The organism is Stygiolobus caldivivus, assembly GCF_019704315.1.
Lineage (GTDB): Archaea > Thermoproteota > Thermoprotei_A > Sulfolobales > Sulfolobaceae > Stygiolobus > Stygiolobus caldivivus.
On sequence record NZ_AP024597.1, the window covers coordinates 1311287 to 1335195 of the forward strand.

General features: G+C 44.4%; 11 protein-coding genes and 3 pseudogenes. 9 read left to right on the forward strand and 5 right to left on the reverse strand.

Going from position 1 to position 23909, the window contains the following annotated elements; all coding sequences use genetic code 11:
• Positions 1-576 precede the first annotated feature (576 nt).
• From KN1_RS06325 to KN1_RS06345, 5 genes and pseudogenes are all read left to right on the forward strand, one after another.
• A pseudogene (locus KN1_RS06325) lies at positions 577-1526 on the forward strand (IS1 family transposase).
• A 306-nt stretch (positions 1527-1832) separates the two neighbouring features.
• Positions 1833-2483: a hypothetical protein gene (locus KN1_RS06330; protein ID WP_221290171.1), complete on the forward strand. Its 651-nt coding sequence runs from the start codon at positions 1833-1835 to the stop codon at positions 2481-2483.
• A 39-nt stretch (positions 2484-2522) separates the two neighbouring features.
• Positions 2523-6308 carry a thermopsin family protease gene (locus KN1_RS06335; RefSeq protein WP_221290173.1) on the forward strand — a complete coding sequence of 1262 codons (3786 nt, stop codon included), beginning with the start codon at positions 2523-2525 and terminating at the stop codon, positions 6306-6308.
• A gap of 5 nt (positions 6309-6313) precedes the next feature.
• Positions 6314-7177 carry a metallophosphoesterase gene (locus KN1_RS06340; RefSeq protein WP_221290175.1) on the forward strand — a complete coding sequence of 288 codons (864 nt, stop codon included), beginning with the start codon at positions 6314-6316 and terminating at the stop codon, positions 7175-7177.
• A gap of 757 nt (positions 7178-7934) precedes the next feature.
• Entirely contained in the window at positions 7935-9359 is a 1425-nt protein-coding gene (locus tag KN1_RS06345; RefSeq protein WP_221290176.1) for a hypothetical protein, read from the forward strand.
• Between the two features lie 129 nt (positions 9360-9488).
• On the opposite strand, the pseudogene KN1_RS06350 reads toward KN1_RS06345, so the two are convergent.
• A pseudogene (locus tag KN1_RS06350) lies at positions 9489-10473 on the reverse strand (IS1 family transposase).
• A 1508-nt stretch (positions 10474-11981) separates the two neighbouring features.
• On the opposite strand from KN1_RS06350, the gene KN1_RS06355 reads away from it, so the two are divergent.
• The 4 genes and pseudogenes from KN1_RS06355 (at position 11982) to KN1_RS06370 (ending at position 18059) form a co-directional block, all read left to right on the forward strand.
• Positions 11982-13907: a serine/threonine-protein kinase gene (locus KN1_RS06355; protein WP_221290178.1), complete on the forward strand. Its 1926-nt coding sequence runs from the start codon at positions 11982-11984 to the stop codon at positions 13905-13907.
• A gap of 1383 nt (positions 13908-15290) precedes the next feature.
• Positions 15291-16094, forward strand: a complete 804-nt coding sequence (locus tag KN1_RS06360; RefSeq protein ID WP_221290180.1) for a hypothetical protein — start codon at positions 15291-15293, stop codon at positions 16092-16094.
• Positions 16095-16355: 261 nt separating this feature from the next.
• A pseudogene (locus KN1_RS06365) lies at positions 16356-17296 on the forward strand (IS1 family transposase).
• A 316-nt stretch (positions 17297-17612) separates the two neighbouring features.
• The gene (locus KN1_RS06370; RefSeq protein ID WP_221290182.1) at positions 17613-18059 is read left to right on the forward strand and encodes a hypothetical protein; all 447 of its coding nucleotides are present in this window, start codon (positions 17613-17615) and stop codon (positions 18057-18059) included.
• A 571-nt stretch (positions 18060-18630) separates the two neighbouring features.
• On the opposite strand, the gene KN1_RS06375 is transcribed toward KN1_RS06370, so the two are convergent.
• The 4 genes from KN1_RS06375 to KN1_RS06390 form a co-directional block, all read right to left on the reverse strand.
• The gene (locus KN1_RS06375; protein ID WP_221290186.1) at positions 18631-19218 is read right to left on the reverse strand and encodes a conjugative plasmid protein (pARN3); all 588 of its coding nucleotides are present in this window, start codon (positions 19216-19218) and stop codon (positions 18631-18633) included.
• 538 nt (positions 19219-19756) lie between these two features.
• Positions 19757-20263, reverse strand: a complete 507-nt coding sequence (locus KN1_RS06380) for a PaREP1 family protein (RefSeq protein ID WP_221290188.1) — start codon at positions 20261-20263, stop codon at positions 19757-19759.
• A 119-nt stretch (positions 20264-20382) separates the two neighbouring features.
• Positions 20383-20550: a hypothetical protein gene (locus KN1_RS06385; protein WP_221290190.1), complete on the reverse strand. Its 168-nt coding sequence runs from the start codon at positions 20548-20550 to the stop codon at positions 20383-20385.
• A gap of 215 nt (positions 20551-20765) precedes the next feature.
• On the reverse strand, positions 20766-23036 hold the full coding sequence (locus KN1_RS06390; protein WP_221290193.1) for a thermopsin family protease: 2271 nt from the start codon (positions 23034-23036) through the stop codon (positions 20766-20768).
• Positions 23037-23909 lie beyond the last annotated feature (873 nt).

Here is a 23909-nt window from a genome sequence, read left to right on the forward strand (position 1 = left end):
CCACATCGATGTGCCTTAATGCCCACCTAGGGGGATTAGAACCCGGGGTGGTACGAGTACTTACCTCAGCCCACCCCAAAGTTACTCTCTTACTTTAAGCTCATATAAGACGTACACTCATCACCTTAGGCAGTGCGTTAATAGTATTTAGCTCTTATTTCAACCTCGAAGCCGGTTTGTTGGTCTATGTTTCAAGGATATCAGTCGATAATATGTGTTTTAATCACCCCAGGCAGGCCCAACGTCCAGTCACGGCTCTCAGCCTCAATACTGCTATTTTATCATGTCCCTCATCTACTTTACCACCCGTAAATTTTATTATATATTGACCTTGTTTACTAGACCCCTCACTGATAACTTAGATGGTCACCGCTAAATTAACAACGGATAGGATTTGTTTGGGAGTGTTCTCAAACAGTCACCAAATTCGATAAGGATTTGTAAAAATAATAGAGTATTTATAAAAACTATCCTTTCTATTACTACTTGCTGGAAAGAGCTAGAAGTAATGAGAGCAAACATTACTGTAGAAACACTTATGTGCAAGGGTCACGAGATTTTAAGGGGGTCTACGAGATGAACCTCGTAACCCTTGCACAATTAATACTCTTAGTTTTAAGGGATTTAAATTTTAAGCCGAGAAAACACGAGCCGGAAGACCTCGCTTACACAATAGCAGCATACTTACTAGGAGTACAAGTCACCAAGTTAGGGATACCGCCATCAACACTATACTACTACACTAAAAAACTCGGGGTAAAGAGGAGGAGAGAAGAAAGGCCACCTTGCCCCTCGTGCAAATCAAACAGAGTAGTAAAGGACGATCAGCTAGAGGAAAAACAAAATACAAGTGCAAAACTTGCGGGAAGACGTCCTACCAAGCGACAAACCACAAGATGGGTAAAGAACAAAAGGAGAGAGTACTGAAAGAATACACGAATAGGATGAGCATGAGGGGGATAGCGAGGGTCGAAGGGAAACCGTTAACTACAATATACAGCTTTATAAGGAGGAAAGGGGTAGAAGCGTATGCTTACCTACTACTCTTGCAAGGACGGCTGGAGGGTTTCACGGCAAAAGCTACAGTGCTCGACGAGAGTTGGACTTACGTGTGGGCCAGACATGGGCGAAAGAGGGAAGACTTGTGGGTATGGAACGCGTTGGCAGATGGTGTGCCCTTCTTTATCACGGGTGATAGGGATTACATGACTTTCAGCTCCCTCCAGGACCCCCTACCCGAGAGTAGGGTGTACTACACTGACGGTTATTCAGTTTATCAAGTACTCGACAAACACGTTGTGGGTAAAGAGTATACTTACACTGTGGAGAGTTATCATTCTTACTGTAGGGCCCACTTGGCTAGGTTGGCAAGGGACACGAGGGCTGTTAACAGGGACGTGGGGATAGTCGAGTATAGTCTTGCCTTGTTGAATGTCATGTACCCGGTAGTTTACTCGAGGGAGAAAACTCCGTTGAACGAGGCTTACTTGAAGGGGATACACTATATTAGAAATAAACTGATATAATATTACAAACACTTATCGAATTTCATGACTGTTTGAGAACACTCCCTGACGGGGGATAACCTTAGATAATAATTTTTTAGCATATTGTAGACAAATTGTTGGTATAAAAGTTTTTTCATATTTGGAGATAGTGATAAAAACCATATAAACGGTGATGACTAGCTCAATCCTATCGTAAATTGAAATTAGAACCACACTGCACTTGGACTAAGTAAAATTTTTAAATAGATCTTGTCTCGAGGGAATGATCAGGTGTGTCTCCCCGAGAGTTTTATTTATAAGCCTTTTTCTGCCATATATTTACTCATGGCAAAAGTTTGCCCTAGTTGCGGTTTCTCGAATGGCGACGACGCCCCGTCTTGCCTAAAATGTGGTTATCCACTATCGGACGTCGTCTTGGCTGAGCTACCGATAGCCATAGGTGATGACGGGAAAAACGCCTTTACTATCCAAATAACGGGGAAAAGCTTAATAATATCGAGGAATGATGCCGTAAAGGTCCCATTTAGCCCTAGCAAAAAAAAGCTTAACGCGTTATTGGGTATTTCGCTTGCGGAGTTCACCGCGATCGTACTAGTGTCGCTTATTTTTAATTTCACCCCCGGGATAATAGTTAGTTTCCTCGTAGCGGACGCACTACTACTATTACCAATTCAAGGTAGTAAAACGGGCGACTTATCCAGTTTTATAAGGCAACTCCAGTTAGAAGGGCAAAGGTTATTTATAATGAAATACGAAACCCTAGGGAATTGTAACGGTTGCGAATTCTTATACAAGGACAGCCTATCAGAGTTAGAGATTTCCGGGGACAGCAACTCATGCGTAATTTTCGTCAAGGACGGTAGAGGTAATAAGAGGAAGTTTTATATACCGAACCTCAACCCCTCTTCGCTATATAACTTCCTGGTAAGGACTGCGTGGAGGGAAAAGTTAGTCATGCGCGCGCGTAAGAGATAGGTAAAAGTTTATATAATATATATCACTCATAGATTAACGATGAATGGAGTACTATTTAAAAGAATAACCCTAATTATGTTAGCCATTATACTCCTAGGAATAGCCCAACTAATGACGTACTCACAAGTGACCCCACCGTCTCCCGCGGTAGGCATAGTAGACGAAGGGGAAGCCCCGGTGAGCGGGCAAGGGATCGTAACGTACTCGTACACTTCGTCTAACGTAGGCGGTATTTTTACTCTCAACTCAGCACAGACCAGCGGGCCGTTCTCCCTACAGTTAAACTCCGTAATCGCGCTAAGTAACGGCCAGTACTACTGGTCTAATGACGTCGCCCTGATAAAAAATGTAGGGGGTAACACCTACCAGATAACTATAGAGGACTACTTGTGGAACTTTTCTGCACCCTACTCCAGTATAAACCAAGGACTGATAAGGGGTTCGGGGGGCGTGGAGACCTATAACGGGATACAGTTCTATTACTATTCCTATAACACTTATACTGTTAGTTCACCCTTCACGTTACTACTCGAGACCGCTGCGATAATGGGTTACCAAGGTTACCCGGTAGTGTTCCAGTACTTCGAACTGTTGAACAGTAATGGCAGTGAAGTCGCTGGCGGTACATTTGATACGATTGAACTGTTTGTCCCTTCTTCCAGTGCGTACATCGTAGTAGGGGGCACTAACCCTACCGGTAGCGGTAATTATTTGTCATTCGTCATAGGTGGTCCGGTATATGGGACAGAGTTAGGGACTACGGTGGACATATATTCGTGGAGCGCCTCCATGAGTATGGCCTATTTATCCAATTCTGGGAGTACCTTCTACAACGTGCCCGGAGGATATTCCACTACCTACGAAGCACTATCTGGAGTTTCGACTTCCCAAGGCATAGTCGAGTCCTTTAGCGGTGAACAAGTAGCACAGACGGCCGGACAAACACGGTCAGAATTTTTATGGACCGTGTCTTCGTTTATCAAAGCCTTCGGGAATAACGTCTATATAACTACAATCCCCGGCGGGGCAGACTGGGTGTTGAGCGTTTCAGGCCCAGAAAGCTTCTCAAAGAATTTAATAAACTCTACTACAGAACTGTCCTTACCCGACGGCTCTTACTCGTTATCCCTATCACTTAACGTCCAAGGTAATACCTTGTACTCAACGTCTTACTCCGTCTCATTACCTTATGCAGTAGAGGTAAGGGTTATCTCTCCCGTGCCCACTTACCGTGCTAACGGGGTGCCGGAAAACGTAAACACTACGTTATCCTTACCCGTACCCTCAGTACTCCAATTCAACGAGACATATTACTTGTCTAATACAGAACGTTATTTCCTCCGAGGCGTGGAAGTAAACGGGGCGTTTTATCCCAATACGACGATATATTTGACTACTGCGGGGTTCTACACTATAACCCCCCAATATGTACTGCAATACTACTTAAACGTACCGTTCCAAGTCAAGGCCTACGTCAATAACGCCTTGATGACCATAGGGTCTGGCTGGTATGACGCAGGGACTACTATACAAGTCCCCCCACAGAACGTAAGCGTTAACGGGGCCCTTTATGAAATACAAGGGACTACTTTCGTAGTGGACTCACCGGACTTCTCGCTACCCTTTGAAATCTACTATTACGTCAGTGTGTCACAGCCAATACCGGCAAACGTAAACGGCCTCAACCAGACCATCTCCTCCGGGTATTTTAAAGAAGGCACCACAATCACAATCTACAAATACTACTACATCAACTCATCCGCTAGATACGAAATAAACGCCAACCAATACCAGATAACAGTAAGAGCCCCCGTTAGCCTCACAGCCTCCACTCAACTCCAGTACCTAGTCACACTTAACCTACCCAACGGTACCGTCACGGAGTGGATCACACAAGGCTCAATACCCACGATACCCTCGATAATACAAATATCCAGCAACGAACGTTACGCCTTAGCCCAAAGCGTCACCGAAGGGATTAACGCCCCCACCACCATCACACCCCAATACACCACACAATACCTCGTGACGGTAGAACTCCCCAACGGCACGACCCGCTTATGGGTCACACAAGGCTCAACATACGACCTATCCACGACAATACAAATAAACTCCACCACAAGGTACCTACTACTCTCCCAACAAGAGTACACCATAAACTCCCCACAAACCCTAACACCCGACTACGTCACCCAATACCTTGTTACACTTAACCTACCCAACGGTACCGTCACGGAGTGGGTCACACAAGGCTCAATACCCACTGTACCCTCGATAATACAAATATCTAGCGACGAAAGGTACTACCTCAACACGACACTAAGCCCCGTGTACGGGAGCGAGACGATAACCCCACCGTACGTCGTACAGTACTTAGTCACAATAGGGGACAGCCAAGAATGGGTATCACAAGGCTCAAAAATACCACTAAACCAGCCCAACCCCAACCCCTTCGTTAACGTCTACTGGCAAGGCAACGTCAGCGCCCCTAACGGGCAATACATACAAGTCAGCGGGCCCATATCGGAGAGGCCAGTATACGCCATAAACGTCCTGAGCATACTGCTCCTCGCAGTCCCGTTCGGGGCTGCAGGCATAGGGGGTTACCTAGTGTACAACAAGAGGAAGGAAGTAGTACTCTCCTTCGACATACCGGAAGGTCTCGCTTCAACTATCAGGGTCAAGGTAAATGGGGACGAGATGGTACTCAAAGGGAGGACACTGAGGGTCAGGAGGGGTAGTCAAGTGGAAGTAGATGACGTCGTCCACGAAAATACTGTGTTGACCCCGGTCATGAGGAACTTCGTTGCAGGGAAGTCCATGAGGGTAGGGTTCCAACAGAGGACTCTCGACTTGTCCAAGTTCGACCCCGGACTATGGGTAGGGAGGAGGATAGACTCCTACACTGTAGACAGTGTCATAGGTGAAGGGGGGACCAGCTACGTATTAAAGGTCATAGGTGCGGACAACAACGTGTACGCCATGAAGGTCATGAAGGTAGTCCCTACACCGGGGAGCACGATGACGATGGGCATGAGGAACTTCCAGGAGCTGTATAAAGAGCTTAACAACTTGATTGAACTGTCGACTAAGACGGACGCTGTAGTTAAGGTAGTCGGGGGTAAGGTCGACTTCCCTACCCTGATGAACATAATGAAAGGTAACGTGGAGTTGTACTTGACTTCCCCGCCCTACTTGGTCATGGAGTACATGAGCGGGGGTACTTTGTCTAAGTTAATGGGCAACCCCAATGTCAGGAACTCTAGTGTGTGGGAGAAGATAGTGGTCAGGGTGGTGTATGACGTGGTAAGGGCCTTGTATTTCGTCCACTCCCAAGGGTATGTACACTTAGACGTGAAGCCGCATAACGTGTTCTTTACTAAGTACCCCGGTGACGTGGGTGATGAGGTGTATAACAACCTAGTTAACGGGAACACTCAGGTGAAGCTTGGTGACCTGGGTAGTGCGGTTAAGGTGGGTAACCCGGTGACACAGCTGACTTTGGAGTACTGTGCACCGGAGCAGTTGGTGAACCCGGCGCACCCGAGTATGGACATTTATGCTGTGGGGAGTATGGCTTATGCCCTGCTCACGGGTAAGTACTTTAACGACGTGACCTTGGTCAATAAAGCGTTTAATGAGCTTTCGACGCCAGCTTTCCAGAACACTTATAATGAGTTGTTGAAGAGGGTGACGGAGAAGTGGGCGTCGTTACCTGATGACGGCTTGATGGGGATTATAAAGAAGATGTTGAACCCCGACCCTGCTCAGAGGCCTACGGCGTCGGAGGTGGCCAACATGTTATACTCGTACTTGACGGGGTGAGAGGCGTGACGGGAGACGAGGTAGAGAAAATATTAGAAAGTGCTAAGGACATATTCAGGCAACAAGGGAGCTATATCGGGAAAGTTAACGCTGAAAGGGTACTTTTCATAGGGGACACCCACGGTGCGGTCAACGTCACAGACGTCGCTAAATACTATTATGACAAAGTCGACCTGATGGTGTTCTTAGGGGACTACGTGGACAGGCAACCGCCCAACGGGATCGAGAACCTGCTCACGGTACTCAACCTTTTGGTCAACGACGGGGGTAGAAAGGTAATCGTCCTGAGGGGTAACCACGAGAGCCCCCTCACCAACTACTACTACGGTTTTTATAGGGAAGTAAAGGAAAAACTCGGTGAAGGTTATTACCCTAAATTCGTAGATCTGTTCTCGTTGATGCCCGTAAGCGTGACAGTCAACGGTTATTTCTGCACCCACGGTGGGCTGCCCGGGCTCTACAACAGCAACGGTGAAATGGAGTTGGGGATATACAGTGAAGACGACTTGTATGGACTGCCTAAAGGCGACATAATCCCCGACGACCCGATACTTTTTCAACTTCTGTGGAACGACCCAAACAGTGCCATAGACTACTTCTCGCTAAATAAGAGGGGAGAGGGGGTCTTCTACTTCGGCAGGAAGGTGACAGAAGACTTCTTAGTGAGGACTAACTTCAAGGGTGTGATAAGGGCTCATGAGACTGCTGACGGGTTTAAGGTAGACCATAACGGGAGGGTGATTACGGTGTTTTCGAGCATTTATCACAAACAGAGGGCGGGGCTATTATTTTTAAACAATGTCGGCGAGTTCTCTAGACTGTATATAAGCCAAGACGGGAGCGCACAAATAGTCCAAGGGCTTTACTAACAAGGTAGAAATTTTTATCAGTGTTTTTTACCGACCTTACAAGGTGAAAATACGCCCGTCTGTTTATAGATGATAGAAGTAGCTCTGGCTAAAGTTTGCACGTCCGCTGTGTCACGACAGAGGGACTCACCTCTAATGCCTGACTGAGCAGGATGCATTATCTAGGAGCTAATGTAAGTAAAGACGTGACAGTAAAACGCAGCCCTAGTCCTCCTACAAGTGGCTGTACCGTAACGCCTTTACGCTTACTTTGATCGAGATGCGTTAGACAAGCTGGAACCCAAACGTTTCGGTATTCCTAATTAACGTATAGCATATGAAAAGTCGAAGGAGACGGAGAAGATGGTCGGGGCTTAGGGTTGTCATTCACATATCTTTTGCTGTTAAGGTAGGGGGTGTCGTACCCTCTTTCTATTAAGAGCTCATAAGGAGGGGCCGAAAACAGATTATTTAACTTGAAATTGGTTCGGTCTAAAATTTAAGGAATTTTTACGGTAACTCATGCAAATTGTAATTATATCTCTTGGATCAATATAATTCAGTTAATGAATAATTAAGTATATATAAACTATTCTGCATTGATCACAAATTATTAAACCGTTACTTTGTACTTTTACACGTATTATGTATTAATATCTTAAGGTGTAAATTTAATGTTATAATTTTTATATTTAATAGCTAAAAATTACAAAGAGTCCGTGAACATCCTTTATGCGGGTGGAAAACTTAAATACCACTCATTTTTCATGAATATACAATGATCAGAATAGGTAGTAGACCGTATAAGGTTCTAAAGAACTTCCTAGGTACGGCGGTATTAATAATCTTTCTAATATCATTTACTGCAATTATTAACCCTCCCTTAATCTCTAATGCCCAGCCTACACAGAATAGTTCAGCGACAACGACGTTAACTACTTCTACGGGAAAAGTAGAAGTGGGCTCCGTATCCGTACCTATTATCGGAAATATTAACATTTGTGTAGAGGCTACGTATTGTATTGATGGACAGCTAACCGGTCCCTCAGAGGTAATACCTGGTTCTACTTATAATTATAGCCTGACTTTAGACAATGCTAAACTTCACGTCATCGTATTTGCTGACGGGGACTCAGTCTCTGATACAGTACCCGCGCATTTAGGCCAACTAATATGCATACCCGTCACCGGATTTAGTTTACCCGGTTTGTCGCTCTGTTTAGATGTAGATTTTACTACGTCAGCTACGGCCAATGTCAGTGTTATCGGAGACGCGACTGCTAATGTCCAAAGTTTACAGATCATAAGGGAAGGCACCAGTACATTTAGCGTGAGTGTAAACCCGAGTTTTTCCGGGGATAATAACCTTACCGTGAACGTACCTGTAGCCGTACACCTCGTTTTTGCAGGGGCATCAGTAACAGTATCCATAGTTGGCCAAAAGTATGGCCCTTACAGTATAGGTCACTATGACTTTGGTTCACGTACTCTTACCCCTACTCTGCAAGTTAGCTCCGCGCCACTTTACAAAGTAGAGTTTGAAGCGAAAGGTATCGGGAATTACGTCCCTTGGTCAGTGGACATTAACGGACAAAACTATACCTCAACTAATGACAGCATTACTGCCTTATTACCATACGGGAGTTATTCCTATTCAGTCAGTACGGGCTCCCCGTACTACGAAGCGTTAAGCGGGACGGGGACAATCTCCGTGAACCAGAATCAAGTAGTAAACATACAGTTCGAAGAACTCTACCCTGTGACGTTCATTGAGGAAGGGCTACCTAACGGTACTACTTGGCAAGTGACCCTAAACGGTATGACCAAGACGTCGACCAGTAACGAAATCGTTTTCCTCGTCCCTAGCGGGACATACTCCTATTCAGTGTCGGCCAGTTCAGCCATGTTCACACCATCACAAGGTAGCGGGACGATTAGCATAAATGGTAACCGAATAGTCGTCGTGCAGTTCCAGCAAGTAATTACTACCACACAGCCAAACCAAGTGTTCACGTCAAATAGTTTCTCCAGCAGCTCTAATCAATTCATGAGCTCTAATCAATTCATGGCACCTCCATCTGGCGGGGTAGAACAAGTTGAAAGCCCGTCGCCAAGTGGATCTCTAAACATTAAGGCGATAATTCTGATAATACTAATAGTAGCACTAGGGGTAGTGTTAGTTCTTTGGTTAATAAGGAAATAATTTTTTCTAAATTTTTCCCTTCTCTGTTGCAGAATTACTTATTAGTCAGGCTGTCCTAGAGCGATCCTGCAAATATGAGCACAGAGAGTGTTCTCAAACAGTCATGAAATTCGATAAGTGTTTGTAATATTATATCAGTTTACTCCTAATATAGTGTATCCCCTTCAAGTAAGCCTCGTTCAACGGAGTTTTCTCCCTCGAGTAAACTACCGGGTACATCACGTTCAACAAGGCAAGGCTATACTCAACTATCCCCACGTCCCTGTTAACAGCCCTCGTGTCCCTTGCCAACCTAGCCAGGTGGGCCCTACAGTAAGAATGATAACTCTCCACAGTGTAAGTATACTCCTTACCCACAACGTGTTTGTCGAGTACTTGGTAAACTGAGTAACCATCAGTGTAGTACACCCTACTCTCGGGTAGGGGGTCCTGGAGGAAGCTGAAAGTCATGTAATCCCTATCACCCGTGATAAAGAAGGGTACACCATCTGCCAACGCGTTCCATATCCACAAGTCTTCCCTCTTTTGCCCATGTCTGGCCCACACGTAAGTCCAACTCTCGTCGAGCACTGTAGCTTTTGCCGTGAAACCCTCCAGCCGTCCTTGCAAGAGTAGTAGGTAAGCATACGCTTCTACCCCTTTCCTCCTTATAAAGCTGTATATTGTAGTTAACGGTTTCCCTTCGACCCTCGCTATCCCCCTCATGCTCATCCTATTCGTGTATTCTTTCAGTACTCTCTCCTTTTGTTCTTTACCCATCTTGTGGTTTGTCGCTTGGTAGGACGTCTTCCCGCAAGTTTTGCACTTGTATTTTGTTTTTCCTCTAGCTGATCGTCCTTTACTACTCTGTTTGATTTGCACGAGGGGCAAGGTGGCCTTTCTTCTCTCCTCCTCTTTACCCCGAGTTTTTTAGTGTAGTAGTATAGTGTTGATGGCGGTATCCCTAACTTGGTGACTTGTACTCCTAGTAAGTATGCTGCTATTGTGTAAGCGAGGTCTTCCGGCTCGTGTTTTCTCGGCTTAAAATTTAAATCCCTTAAAACTAAGGGTATTAGCTGTGTAGGGTTACGAGGTCCATCTCGTAGACCCCCTTAAAATCTCGTGACCCTTGCACATAAGTGTTTCTACAGTAATGTTTGCTCTCATTACTTCTAGCTCTTTCCAGCAAGTAGTAATAGAAAGGATAGTTTTTATAAATACTCTATTATTTTTACAAATCCTTATCGAATTTGGTGACTGTTTGAGAACACTCCCTGAGCACAAGGTACCATCCACTTGTGTGAGTAACCATTAATTCTATCAGACTTTCTATCTAAATTTATGTTGAATTCATAGAAAATTATGTGAGTGATTATTACCTTAAAAAACATTTACCTGAATACTCATGCTCCATATCGCTCAATTTTTTACATTAGGTTGAATACTCCTGACCTTAAAGCGTGTAATATTATACGTATTCTGGTAATAATGAAGTATGATACGAATAAGGTCTAATGTAAAATGATACTTGCGTAGTGTTTGCATTGTGCATAAATGGAAATTAAACTTTACTAGTCTTACTGCTAATTTCAAGACCTTTATTTCGTAGTGCGTTTTTCTCTCCTTCTCATAGTTATAGCGTTTGGCAGGTATTTAACTCTAACTGCCTTTACGACCTCCTATCGCCCTTAGTCAAATACGTTTTAGCTTTAAAAGGACCGCAGAGCTTATGGACTTCGAAATAAGGGTGTCAACCGAGAAAATATTCTAAATAAAACTCGTATTCGTGCTCTTAAGTATTCTAAGGCTTAATCTCAATGTCCTCATCGAAGTGGAGAACGTATTAATTACTAAAAATTATCAAATGCCTCATAACGATAATGATGTCTAAGACGTCAACGGTCTTATTCATGAAGGCGTATTCTAAATAAACCATCTAGTTTGACAATACCAAGCACCCACTGTTATAAAGGACCAACTCACCACGCTCAACTATTAGATTAACTTCTCTCCTCCTCAATAAGTTAGTCAGTGCTTACTAGTGAAGTCTCCATTTCCCTTATATTCGAGAAGGAGACGCAGAGGAAACTATTACTGTAACTAGATCATTAATCGCGTTAATGACCTCCTCTGACCTAGAGTCAGCATCTGGGACTATAATTATTTATTTATCAGTAATAATATTAATTTTTCGGCCTTTAACATTTTTCTAACACTAAATTAGTCATATTTGATCGTGACTGGATTCACCTACCAAGATAAATGATAATTCCTTTATATAAAATGAAATTTAATGATACTTCTGTTTAATATACAACAATAATAAAAAATGAATGTGAAAGATGAAATAAGTCACTTGTCTCTTACAGCTCTTTTATGATTTGTCAAAGTGATAATGATATTATTGCATTTTCCTTAAACTTATTTTTGGCTCTTTATACTCCTATGTCTTTTTGTGGATTACACAAGGGAAAAATAATTTTTATAAATACTCTAATATTTTTATAAATGTTTATTAAATTTAATAACTGTTTTAAAATACTCTCAAGTTACTTGAGGTGCTTATCGACGAGTAAGGATCAATCTGCCCGTGCCCTATTTGTTCATGAAAGTTTTTATTCTTTTTTAGTATTCAGTATAGTCATGGAAAATAAAACTATATATGGTTTAAATTTCCTTTTTATCATATTATTGTATACGTGGGCGTTTTTTGTAGCTGTATTTTATAATTTATTCACCTTATTCTTATTTTATACTTTTACGCTCCTCTTCTTAGTCTTACCCTTGTATATAGTAAAAAGTAAGGCTACGATCTACGTTCTCTCTCTTACCTACTTCTATCCATTTATTTACGGGTTCTTAACATTTACAGATCCTACCATCGTATTTAACGTATTAGTATTGGAGCTTGTCTTTTCCGTTTTCGGTCTCATACCCGGTTTTATGATCTTGTATAGAGGTAAGGGCTCTAAAAGTAAGGTCGTTAACGGGATTGGTATCTTATTTACACTAATTGAGGCATTTTTCAACTTAGAATATGAAGCCTCCAATATACCTGGCTTTTATTATAGTACGTATGTTTCGTTTGAAGTCATGGCCGCGTTAAGCCCCTTATTCCTCGTGGCCGTGTTCAGCACTATTAGGGTCCTACCTATGGTCAAACGGAAGGACCAAGCGTATTATTACCCACCTACCCAACAACAGCCAGTTACACAACAGTACTACCCACCTAATGTACAGCAACCAGTTACACAACAATACCCAGCTCCCCAGCAATACCCCCCTCAGGTACCAACACAACCACCTTATAGGCCCAATCCGCGGGCAGCTGTCCTCATATACAGGGGGCTACCCCCGAACTGCCGACCGAGGATATCCATTAAGGGGAACTTGTACGTACCGCGTGTATATTACCAAGGGGACTATATCTTCGAGTTACCGACAGACATTGTGCTGATCGTGGGGAATATAAAATGTCAGAACATGATATACATACCGGACGAGATGAGGGTGAGCGTTAAGGTCGGCAGGGTCACGGTTATAAATTTCAGGCCCGTAATACCCCTACAACAGGGCACGGGCCAAGCCCCGTTACAAGCCCCTTCAGTAGCCCTCATGAAGAGGAGCCTGACGGACTGGGACCCCAACGTCTGGGTAAACCGTAACCTTTCGGTATACAAGATAGAAAAAGTCATCGGGGAGGGGGGTAACGGTTACGTATTAAAGGGTAGCTATTCCGGTAAATACTTTGCCGTCAAAGTCCTGAAACTTTACGGCGGTAGCCCAGAAGAGTATTTTAAGGACTTAGCCACTGAGGCGTCAAATTTAGTGAACTTGTCGAACCACAAGAACATAGTGAAGGTCTACGCTGTCAACGTCGACTCATTCGTAATAGACGAGATATTAAAAGGTAAAGTGGAGACATATGTAGTTAACCCGCCCATGATAGTTATGGAGTTCATGGAAGGCGGAACCTTGAAGGACTTATTGGAAAACGACATGTTTTATTATAGTTCCAAATGGCAGAGGGTCGCCTTGAAGGCCACGTGCGAGGTCGCACAAGCCTTAGACTATATACACTCTCAAGGCTTCGTTCACATGGACGTTAAACCGCATAACATATTCCTTACTGTTAAGCCTAGAGACTCAACAGAACTCGAAACTTTGGGCTTTAAGCTTGGTGACTTGGGTAGTGCAGTGAGGATTAACGGTAAGATAAAGCAAGTGACCCCCGAATACTCCCCACCGGAAGTGTTTGAGACCACCGCAAAACCGTACTTTGACGTCTTCGCGTTAGGGATGACCGCTTATGTGCTTTTGACGAGGAAAGTCGATAGGCCTGACTTACAGGAGATGATCGACGCGATCGACTGCTATGTGAAAAACGACATGGTCTGCGTAAGGGATCTAATAAACAACAGCAAGAACAAGCTAGCTACGTGGACTATAAGTATAGACCCTAAGGTAGACCAGTTACTAAGGCATATGCTCACGGCCGACCCGTTAAAAAGGCCTACTGCTAAAGACGTAGTGGACATGATAAGGAGGATAGACCCTACTATTTGTTGAGCCCACACGAGCCACCCCTAATCACACGACGTGAGGTTATGGTCATATCGTTGCCTCTGTAGGACAAGGCTAGGAGATGTGCGTTAAGCGGAAGAGGAGTCAGCTCAGTACTGGAGGAATTATATCGGCGGGTCTCGAAAGGGCGTCATTACTTTAGGATCAGGGCCACGACTACAATGTATACTGCAAGAAACACTAAGCCACGTCAAGGCCAAAAGGGGACACATTAAACTGTCCAGTATATTAACCAGAGGATCCTCAATGCCCGATACTTTACGAAGTATAGAAACGCGGTTCATGTAAGAATGTGACGTGCCCACGATTTACCCAAGGACTGTTTTACGTATTTTCGGCTATTTCCCGAGTGGCAATGCCACACGTGTGATTAATGTAATTTACTTTTTAACATTTTTTAAATATAATAAATATTAGCCTGGTAAGTCGACGTTTAGGCAGGGTTACACTTAGATGACACGGCGTGCTGTACTCTTAACTAGGTGAGTTCTATCTGTGCCTCGATCACTGAAAATTACAGTAGTTAGTTGCGGAATATTTAATAAAACATTGTTTTAGATTACCTGGGTCATTCACGGACTCATTGCAATTTCTATTTGTCTCATTTAAGTGGTATTTTAACTGTTAATTACATATCAAGTAAAATTAATACTAAAAAGATAATGGGGGTAAAAAGGGTGCTATGACTTTAATTAAATAGGACGTCCAACAGAAGTTTGGTTATTTTTACATAGGATAACACTAATTCAATAGAGGATATTTCAATTTGTAACGGGAGCGTGAGCGACCCATTAATTCGCTATTAGTAATTAAGCGAATTCTAATTCCGAACTAAAGTTTTTAAAAACCCTTACTTTTTTAGTCATTCACATTAATTACACCGTGGATAACCCCACGAGTCATATTAACCTTATGAATAATTATGCCAACGCATTATAAACACCTAACGGACTCTTGCCCATGTTCTTTATGCGTTTTCGAGGTTTTTACTCACGCTATAGTTTAGATAATAACTATAATAATATTGGTCAAAGTAATATTTATACATATCACGCATAAAAGAGTAAACTAAGTGTTAGTAACTTACTAAGTTTACATATGTGGTCTTATGTGTGCTGAGTTATTTGTCCATAGTGAGGCAAATGAGCCATCGACCGGCATGAAAGGAAACTTGTATTGAGCGGATACGGTGCTAGGGCTTATACACTCGAGTGGGGGGATAGCTCGGTGACCTCACTAATATTTGTCTATCAACAGTACTTATTTAAGTAGAGAAAAATACAGTTCATGAAGATGGGGAAAATCGTGAAGGACTCCCGTCTCTAACACAAAGTTTATAAATGACTTATGACTAAAATACAATTAATTATGGTAAGAGCTGGGGATGTTATAACTGGAGTTATAGTAGGTGGGATTATGTGGGTCATATTGGACTTTATCTTATCACCGATTCCTATTTTGGGGTGGATAATCTCTGCCGTAGTAGCAGGTTATGTAGCGGGTAGGCTAGGAGGGTGGGCCGCAGGGATGATACTCGCGCTGTTCACCCCTCTAGCATCTTATATAATCATAGAAGTGCTGCTAAGTTATACGTCGAGTGTTATAGACTCAAATGCACCCGGGATCGCGCCACTGGCGAACGGTGCCTTGGGGTTGCTAGGTGCAGCGGCCGGTAGCCTGGCCCTACTTGACGCCTTTATAAACTTCATTTTCGTCGCGATGGGTACAAGTTACGGGGCCAGTGCATACGAAAAAGCCAAGGGGGGTAACAAAAAGGTCCCGGGGCAGAAAATTGCTAAAGGGGGTTATTCAGGGCAGAGAGGCGGAAAAGGTCTCTCTAGTATAGACAGGATAGTACTTGAGAGGTATAGGGCGGGCCAGACCCTGGTGCAGATCGCTAACGACACCGGACTTAGTATCTATGACGTCCAAAACGTCCTCATGGACCTAATGGACAGGGGCCTCGTAAGGTTGCCATTGAACCAGCTCGAAATACGGATATTAGAGGCTGCTACATGGGGGATCAATATACGGCAACTGGCGATGCAAACGGGCGTGAGCGAACAGAACATAATGTGGGAGATAAATAGGCTCAAGGCGATGGCCCTGCTTGACGATACCTTAAAACTTACGTCACTGGGGTATTACGTAGTCATGAACCGTAGATATTAAAACCTAATATAAAGCAATGTTTTTAATCGACTACTTTTCCATCATCTGTTATCTAACTGGACGACGAAGCGGGCTTGAACTCCTCAGGGAGTGTTCTCAAACAGTCACCAAATTCGATAAACAGTTGTAAAAATAATAGAGTATTTATAAAAACTATCCTTTCTATCACTACTTGCTGGAAAGAGCTAGAAGTATAAAGGCAAACATTACTTCAGAAACACTTATGTGCAAGGGTCACGAGATTTTAAGGGGGTCTACGAGATGAACCTCGTAACCCTTGCACACCTAATACTCTTGGTTTTAAGATAAAATTTTAAGCCGAGAAAACACGAGCCGGAAGACCTCGCTTACACAATAGCAGCATACTTACTAGGAGTACAGGTCACCAAGTTAGGGATACCGCCATCAACACTATACTACTACACTAAAAAACTCGGGGTAAAGAGGAGGAGAGAAGAAAGACCACCGTGCCCCTCGTGCAAATCAAACAGAGTAGTAAAGGACGATCAGCTAGAGGAAAAACAAAATACAAGTGCAAAACTTGCGGGAAGACGTCCTACCAAGCGACAAACCACAAGATGGGTAAAGAACAAAAGGAGAGAGTACTGAAAGAATACACGAATAGGATGAGCATGAGGGGGATAGCGAGGGTCGAAGGGAAACCGTTGACGACAATATACAGCTTTATAAGGAGGAAAGGGGTAGAAGCGTATGCTTACCTACTACTCTTGCAAGGACGACTAGAGGGTTTCACGGCAAAAGCTACAGTGCTTGACGAGAGTTGGACTTACGTGTGGGCCAGACATGGGCAAAAGAGGGAAGACTTGTGGATATGGAACGCGTTGGCAGATGGTGTACCCTTCTTTATCACGGGTGATAGGGATTACATGACTTTCAGCTTCCTCCAGGACCCCCTACCCGAGAGTAGGGTGTACTACACTGATGGTTACTCAGTTTACCAAGTACTCGACAAACACGTTGTGGGTAAGAGGTACACTGTGGAGAGTTATCATTCTTACTGTAGGGCCCACTTGGCTAGGTTGGCAAGGGACACGAGGGCTGTTAACAGGGACGTGGGGATAGTTGAGTATAGCCTTGCCTTGTTGAACGTGATGTACCCGGTAGTTTACTCGAGGGAGAAAACTCCGTTGAACGAGGCTTACTTGAAGGGGATACACTATATTAGGAGTAAACTGATATAATATTACAAACACTTATCGAATTTCATGACTGTTTGAGAACACTCCCTTATCCAGTTTTTACTTTCCTATTCACTTTTAAACCCCATTTATTCACTCGCCCACGAGTTAGCCAATAACGGTCTCTTATCACTCCAAATAGAAGGCGACCCACCATTAGTGGTGTTAAACGTAAATTACACAAAAATAATAGTCAACGGGACTAATATATTGACTGACAACCCCGTTCACTTTCATTTCGGAAGTCAATAACACTTTACGAGTCCTCGTCCCAGCCGGTAACGAGACTTATTTAGGCTTCGAGTCAAACGAGAGCATAGTGATAGGAATAACGTACGGGAAAAAGAGCATAGCGTCGGTCAATTTACAGCCGTATACCGCAGAGGTGTTCAAATTGTCGAACCTGAGCCTGCTCAAATTCAATAGCAGTATTGAAATTAACGAGACCGGTATATCAGAAGTCCGAGGGGCAAATAACATTTCGTTCTTATGGATCTCTAACGGTGAATTACCCGTAGTAGGCCTCCCGCCGGGTAAATATAACATAACTAATACGAAGATAACGGAAACGGTAGTAGTACAGAACGTGACCAACACCTATCCGCAACCGGTATACACGGGTGGCGAGATAGCACCGGGAGGGATTGGTGAAATAGCCCCGCCTCCGCCTAATACAGAACAGCCTAATTATATACCGGTGATCCTACTTATAGTCCTCATGGTGTGCTTAGTCATAGTCTTAGTGATGATGAGGAAAAGGAAATAGTGTTTTTTATTTAAGTTTAAGTCTTTGCACCCATGTACCACCGTACTTCTTAGGACAAGAATTTTTCCCTTAGGAAAGATGCAGAATTACTAAAGAAAAGTATTGAAATAAAATCCAGCTTTCGTTCCGCTCTACCTCAACAATACCAGACAACTATTATTACTGATAAAGTTTTTAGGTCTACGTCCGGTTTATTGAAAAATATGAAGACCAAAAAAGGCAGGGCAATACAAAGGGCGAGCTCAGCAATCAGAAGGCTTATTAGCTCCCTAAATCTTAGGGAACTGGACAAAGTCTTCTGCTTTGTTAAAAATTGTTTAGTAAATACGCTAGTTATAATGAAAATCTTTAAGACACGTTAGAGTAGAATAAACTGCTGACTCATAATACGTTTTACGTTAAATGATTAAGGACACCGACCCTTAACTGTAGAGTAAGCGAGGACACGCCTATCCGTAAACATACGTCGACAGGGGCCTTACCTAAAACGCTCCGGCAGGATTAATGGGGGACTTGAAGCCCCCAGGCTAACATTAGAAAAAGGACGGGCAGTAACCCCACACGTGACGACTTAGAAGCTTAAGTTAAACCTGCTCTTCACGTAGTTCAGTTTATTAAAAGGGTCGTCCACACCTGGGATTACTATCTCCCCTCCGTATGTAGTCAGTACGTGCCAGTCCCCTATTTCCTTATAAACGGGCCAATACGCGCCGGGGCGGTTTGTGACGATTTCTTGCCTAACGTTCATTACGCTTATCGTCTTCACTGCGCTCCACGGCACTACGAGCCTCCCTTCAACACCTTTTTCCGCGTCCAGCTTCACGTCCAATTTCCTAGCGTATCTCCTAGCGAAATACACCATGAGCCCGCCTATTACCGCTGCTAATAACCCGTCCTCACTGGTAAGCCCCGTCATCGACGTATACGGGTTTAAAGCCGTCATTAGCCCCGAAAAGAGTATGAGGGCCCCGAAGCCTCCTACCAAATAAGTCAATATAGCCTTTGGGCCGTACCTAGTCAACAGCCCCTTTCTGTTTACCACATATATCCCGTCGTCTGCAGCAGCATACAGCGGGGTGAACACCCTAGCAGTAATTAGGTCGCTCTTCCTCTGCATAGGGTTTAATATTACCAGTTCATTACGGCTAAACCCCCTCATTTCACTCAGTACTTTATCTACACATTTATATCTATTATTCCCCTTCTAGTTCGGCCTAGAAAAACGCGCTGTGCACAGATACGTCCCATAAGGGCCGTCCCCTACCCGTGAAAGAGCTCTGGTACCTACTAACGCCTAACTCCTCGTAAATTTACTAGGAAAAGGAGTATCGCTCTACCTTTAACCCCCTCACGCCCTTGGTGTAACCTTACGAGTCTTAGGCCCTCTCTATAATACAGTGACTTATCATAGGGCTCTCTTTCATACATGTAGTAGTTATTCTACTTTAACACGTCTTAAATGTCTTCATCAGGGTCAGTGCATTTCCTAAATAGTGTTTAACAAGCCTGAAGGACTCCTACACGCCCCAAGCCGGTGAACTACCTGAACGATGGGGTCACCTCCAGCAGTGCCCGCCTATTATCGGGCTTATACTTTTCCCGATAAACAGTGCGTGGATCTGAAAACTTTATCAGCAAACCAGTAATCAGGTATACCAAGGAAAAGTAGGATAACCGTTATAGTTACTATTAAGCTTTTACTGCTCTAACTCCTTTAGCTCCTTTTCCAGTTTCTCGTCCCATATGTCCTCAAAGTACTTCTTACTCGATTTGATAAACTGTATAACTGTGACTATGTCCCTTTCCACTTCCCGTCTATCCCTATAATTCACGAAGTTTGGGTCGAACCCGTTATAGGAGAAGGAGTGAAGTAATAACGCGGTTTTAACTGCTAACTGTACGTCATACCCTAGTTTCTCTAGGTCATAAGAGATCCCTATTAGGCCCGTAGTGGGGGCTGAGTAACCTACTCTCTCGTACCATTCTTTTTCTTTTTCGGGCTTTGACTGTAATACCTTATCAAGGTTTTTCACGACTAACGCACTGACTATAGCCTTTACAGCCATGAAAGCCTTTGCCGAAGCGTTTGTCAACATCCCCCTTTTGAGCATTTCTAAAGACAACTTAGCCTCATTGAGTGCTTCTAGCATTTTTACATAAACGTAAGCTCTGGGGTCTGACTTATAATCTATTACCTCGTACACGGGTTAAACTTAGTGATTCTGCACCTAAAAAACTATATGCTGGGGGCAAACTAAACGGTGTTTTATAAACTACTCTTACTCGAATTACTCATATCTTAATGAAGTACCCCACTTGTTTTCTATTGAGTCGCTTGGTAGTCTGGTGTCGCGAGCGTTCTCAAGACCTCTCCTGCTTTTCTCCTCTTAAAGGGTGCGATAGGGAGTAGTTTTAGTCCTATTTGCTTGTTTATTGTTGGGCGGGGGGAGTCTTGTGTAACCAAGTGAACTCCCTCATGTTGTATTACCACTCCCCCTACCTTAAGTTTTTCTTTTACTACAAAATTTTTAGGTTGACTATGTGGTTATTCTTTGAAATTATTTTTGTGAAATGGTTTTTTGGGTCCAGAAGCAACTGCTACCATAAAGTATTTGTGGACATTAAGGCGGGTTTATAGCTCTGTTTGAGCCGGGGGTGGGGGGTGAGAAGGGAAAAAAGACATAAAATATGACTTGTGACCCCTCCTTATCTCCTCCTCTTCTTCAAGAAGATTAAGACTAAAGAGGCGATGATGACTACTGCGATGAGTGCCGCGATGTCGGCCCAGTCGTAACCGCTATACACTAGGATAGTCCTTGTAATGGATACGCCCGATGAGTCCTTCACCACTACGGTGATGTTGTTTTTGCCCAGACTGAGGGGGACACTTAACGATAAATCGTTCCCGTTGTAGTACTTGTTTCCGTTTACGTATACCGTATATGTGTAAGGTGGAGTACCTTGGTATGCCCCACCCGATATGGTCACAGAGGTCGCCGTCACGAAGAAGCTACCTTGGGCCACTTCGTTTACCGCCAAGGTGGGGTCTTGGTTAAACCTCAGTATAACAGTCTTGTCCACTTGGTAACCCGCTGAGTCTGTCAACTTTACTTCGACCGAGTAAACGCCCGGTGCCAAGTCGAGCGGTACCCGGACTCCCGTCTGTGTAACTGACGCGTTCTCCAACGTCCCGTTTACGTAGACCTTTACCGTGTAGGGGGGAACACCGTAATACCCCGTTATGTTTAGCCCTATAGGTACGCCTTGGTCAGTCACGGTCTGGTTAGTGCTTACTGTCAATGAGGGGTCTTTATACACCTCGACCGTTACCGACTTCTCTACCGCGTAGCCTACGGAGTCGACGACCTTCAGTGTCAAGTTGTACGTCCCCGGTGAAGAGAAGTTAAAGGCCCCGTTAGCGGGAACTTGAACTCCGTTTACGTACCAAGTCTCGTTATAGGGAGGGGTCCCTCCCCGCACATTAGGGGTGAGGGTTATGGGTAAACCCACGTCGGTGTCGTTCCGCGGGACCGATAAACTTACGGTAGGGTCGGGGTTGACCCTCAGCGAGTAGTCTAAACTCTTAGTATTGCCGTATAAGTCTTCTACCGTAATTGGGTAAGTCAAGTCCCCGGTCCCGTTAGGTAAGAAGGAGTAGTAAGTGTTTCCTACAAATAAGTCGATAAAGGTCTCGTTCCCTATCTCCACTAAGTAAGGCGGTACGCCTCCTCGGACGTCTAGCTCCACGTCAGCCCTCTGCCCTAGGTCTATTACCTTAGACCCGTTGACGAGCCCTACATCAAATGGGAAACTCTTATTAGCTATCACTAACTCGTTCCCGTTACCTACTTCGACGTTATATGCACCTTGGTAGGGGACAGTAAACAAGTTATCAGAAGCCTCTGCCGTGTCCAGTCCGAAGGGGGACAAGGACTTAGGGGTAAGTACGCCGGTGTTATTTAGGTAAAACATGTAGATTGTAGCGTTGATTTGGTCGAATTGTGTAATTTCACCATTACACTCGCCGCCGAACACGAGTTCCGTATCGTAAGCGTTCCCGCTGCCCGTCGTGTTATACCCGTCGACTAGGAGGTAAGCTGATGTAACACCCCCTACCTTGATGGTAACGTTGTCGTAGTCAGTGAAAGACGTACCGTTGAGGTAGCTGAAGACCACTCTTACACCTTGCGGTACAGTGGCCACCTTAATGAGCAGGGCCGTATATAAGGGGTATGTCGTGTTGAACCAGTTAGTGGAGTAGACGTAGTAGTAGTTCAAGTGTGTGCCCTCAAGTGTAGACGCGACGGTCCCCTCCCCGGTAATGGCACTGCTGTTTAACACGCTGGGGTAGGACGTGTAATTCCAGACGTTGTCGACGACTCTGTACTGGCTGGTGTTCGTACTGAACTGGACCACGTTTTGTAACCAGTACTCTTGGCTCCCCTGCACGGTGTTTACTTGGAGGACTGTGTTGAGCTGTAGTGACGCACCGTAACTGTTTATGGAGGCGTTATAGGCTGAAATAGAGTATACCTGAGCTACACCTACCACTCCGTTAAACTTTTCGACGTAGGGGCGGGCTACCCCGTTACTCGCATCTATACCGTAATCGGCTATACCGGTGGGGTAAGGCCTGCCGTCCCCCAGGTAAACTTGTATCGTCACGTTGCTGTCCGTCATGTTGTTCACGAAAAGGACTTTATATTCGCCCTCCGGTAGGCTGATGTACCCGTAATACGAAGTCCCTTGCGTAGAGAAAGCCGTATACCCGCTAACGGTCTGTACTGCAAAGTACACCGGTGCTGTGGAGTAGTAGACTACGTAAAGGCCGTTATTTACGTACTGGTAAATACACTCGAAGTAACCCGGGGGTAGGTCTACTATGTGGCACGATATCACGTAACTCAGACTGTTTATGGTCGTAAATAGAGAAAAAAGGCTAGATAGGACTAGTATTAGTACTATTAACCTTCTCATAAAAAATACTCGCTTTTCCACCCTTATAAACTTGTCCAGTGTTAGGGGTTCTATCTTCATGAATGGACGGTTTTTAGTCGTTGATTGTAGGAAACTGACCAGTGTTCAAGGTATCGGATTAGACCGCGTGAAAAACTCAGCAAAGTTGACTGTAAAATAGGAAAAAGAAAATAATTTTAGTAAACAAAATAAATTACATGGACTAAATTTTGATTTATTACACCGTAAAAAGTTCGAATTCCTTACTCGCTCACCGGTGTGTCCACGTTGGGGTCTTTTAAGCCGCCTTTGGGAAATGTGGTTTCCGCTCGGGTCAGCCCAGCTAGCGGGCGGACAATACAGTATACGAAAGGTTTCATACGGGCCGGGTCATTATCCCGTCGTCCAGCACATTTACGTGTGTTATGTCCGGTCGTTTAATGGAGGGCGAGGACAGCCCGATAAAGCCCTCGTGTAAAGCCTGCACATGCGTTGGGCCGGAGGGCGGGGCCTTGCCCTTTAGGACTCAACAAAATAATAATCCGTCTCTCGGGTGTCTATTGTGGTGGCCTCACCTCACTTAGACGACCATAAAAGGGTTGTGAAAAATCGTCATTTAACTCATCAGCTGGTAGACCGGGGCGTCACAGTTCCAATTCTGTTTGAGGTTTTTGTTGTACAACAGGGGGTTTGGGGACGTGTCAGAAGTGACCCTAGGCAAATTGACGGGACTAACTACAGCCTCCCACTGTTTACCGGACAGCTACCGTCCCCGCCCACGGTTAGGGCACTTGCACTAAAACGCCTAACGTAAAACGGGAGGACGGGTTTTAAGGCCTTGATGTGCCCTTCCAGAGCGCGGTGCCAGAGCTCCTAACCGGAGACGAAAGCCTT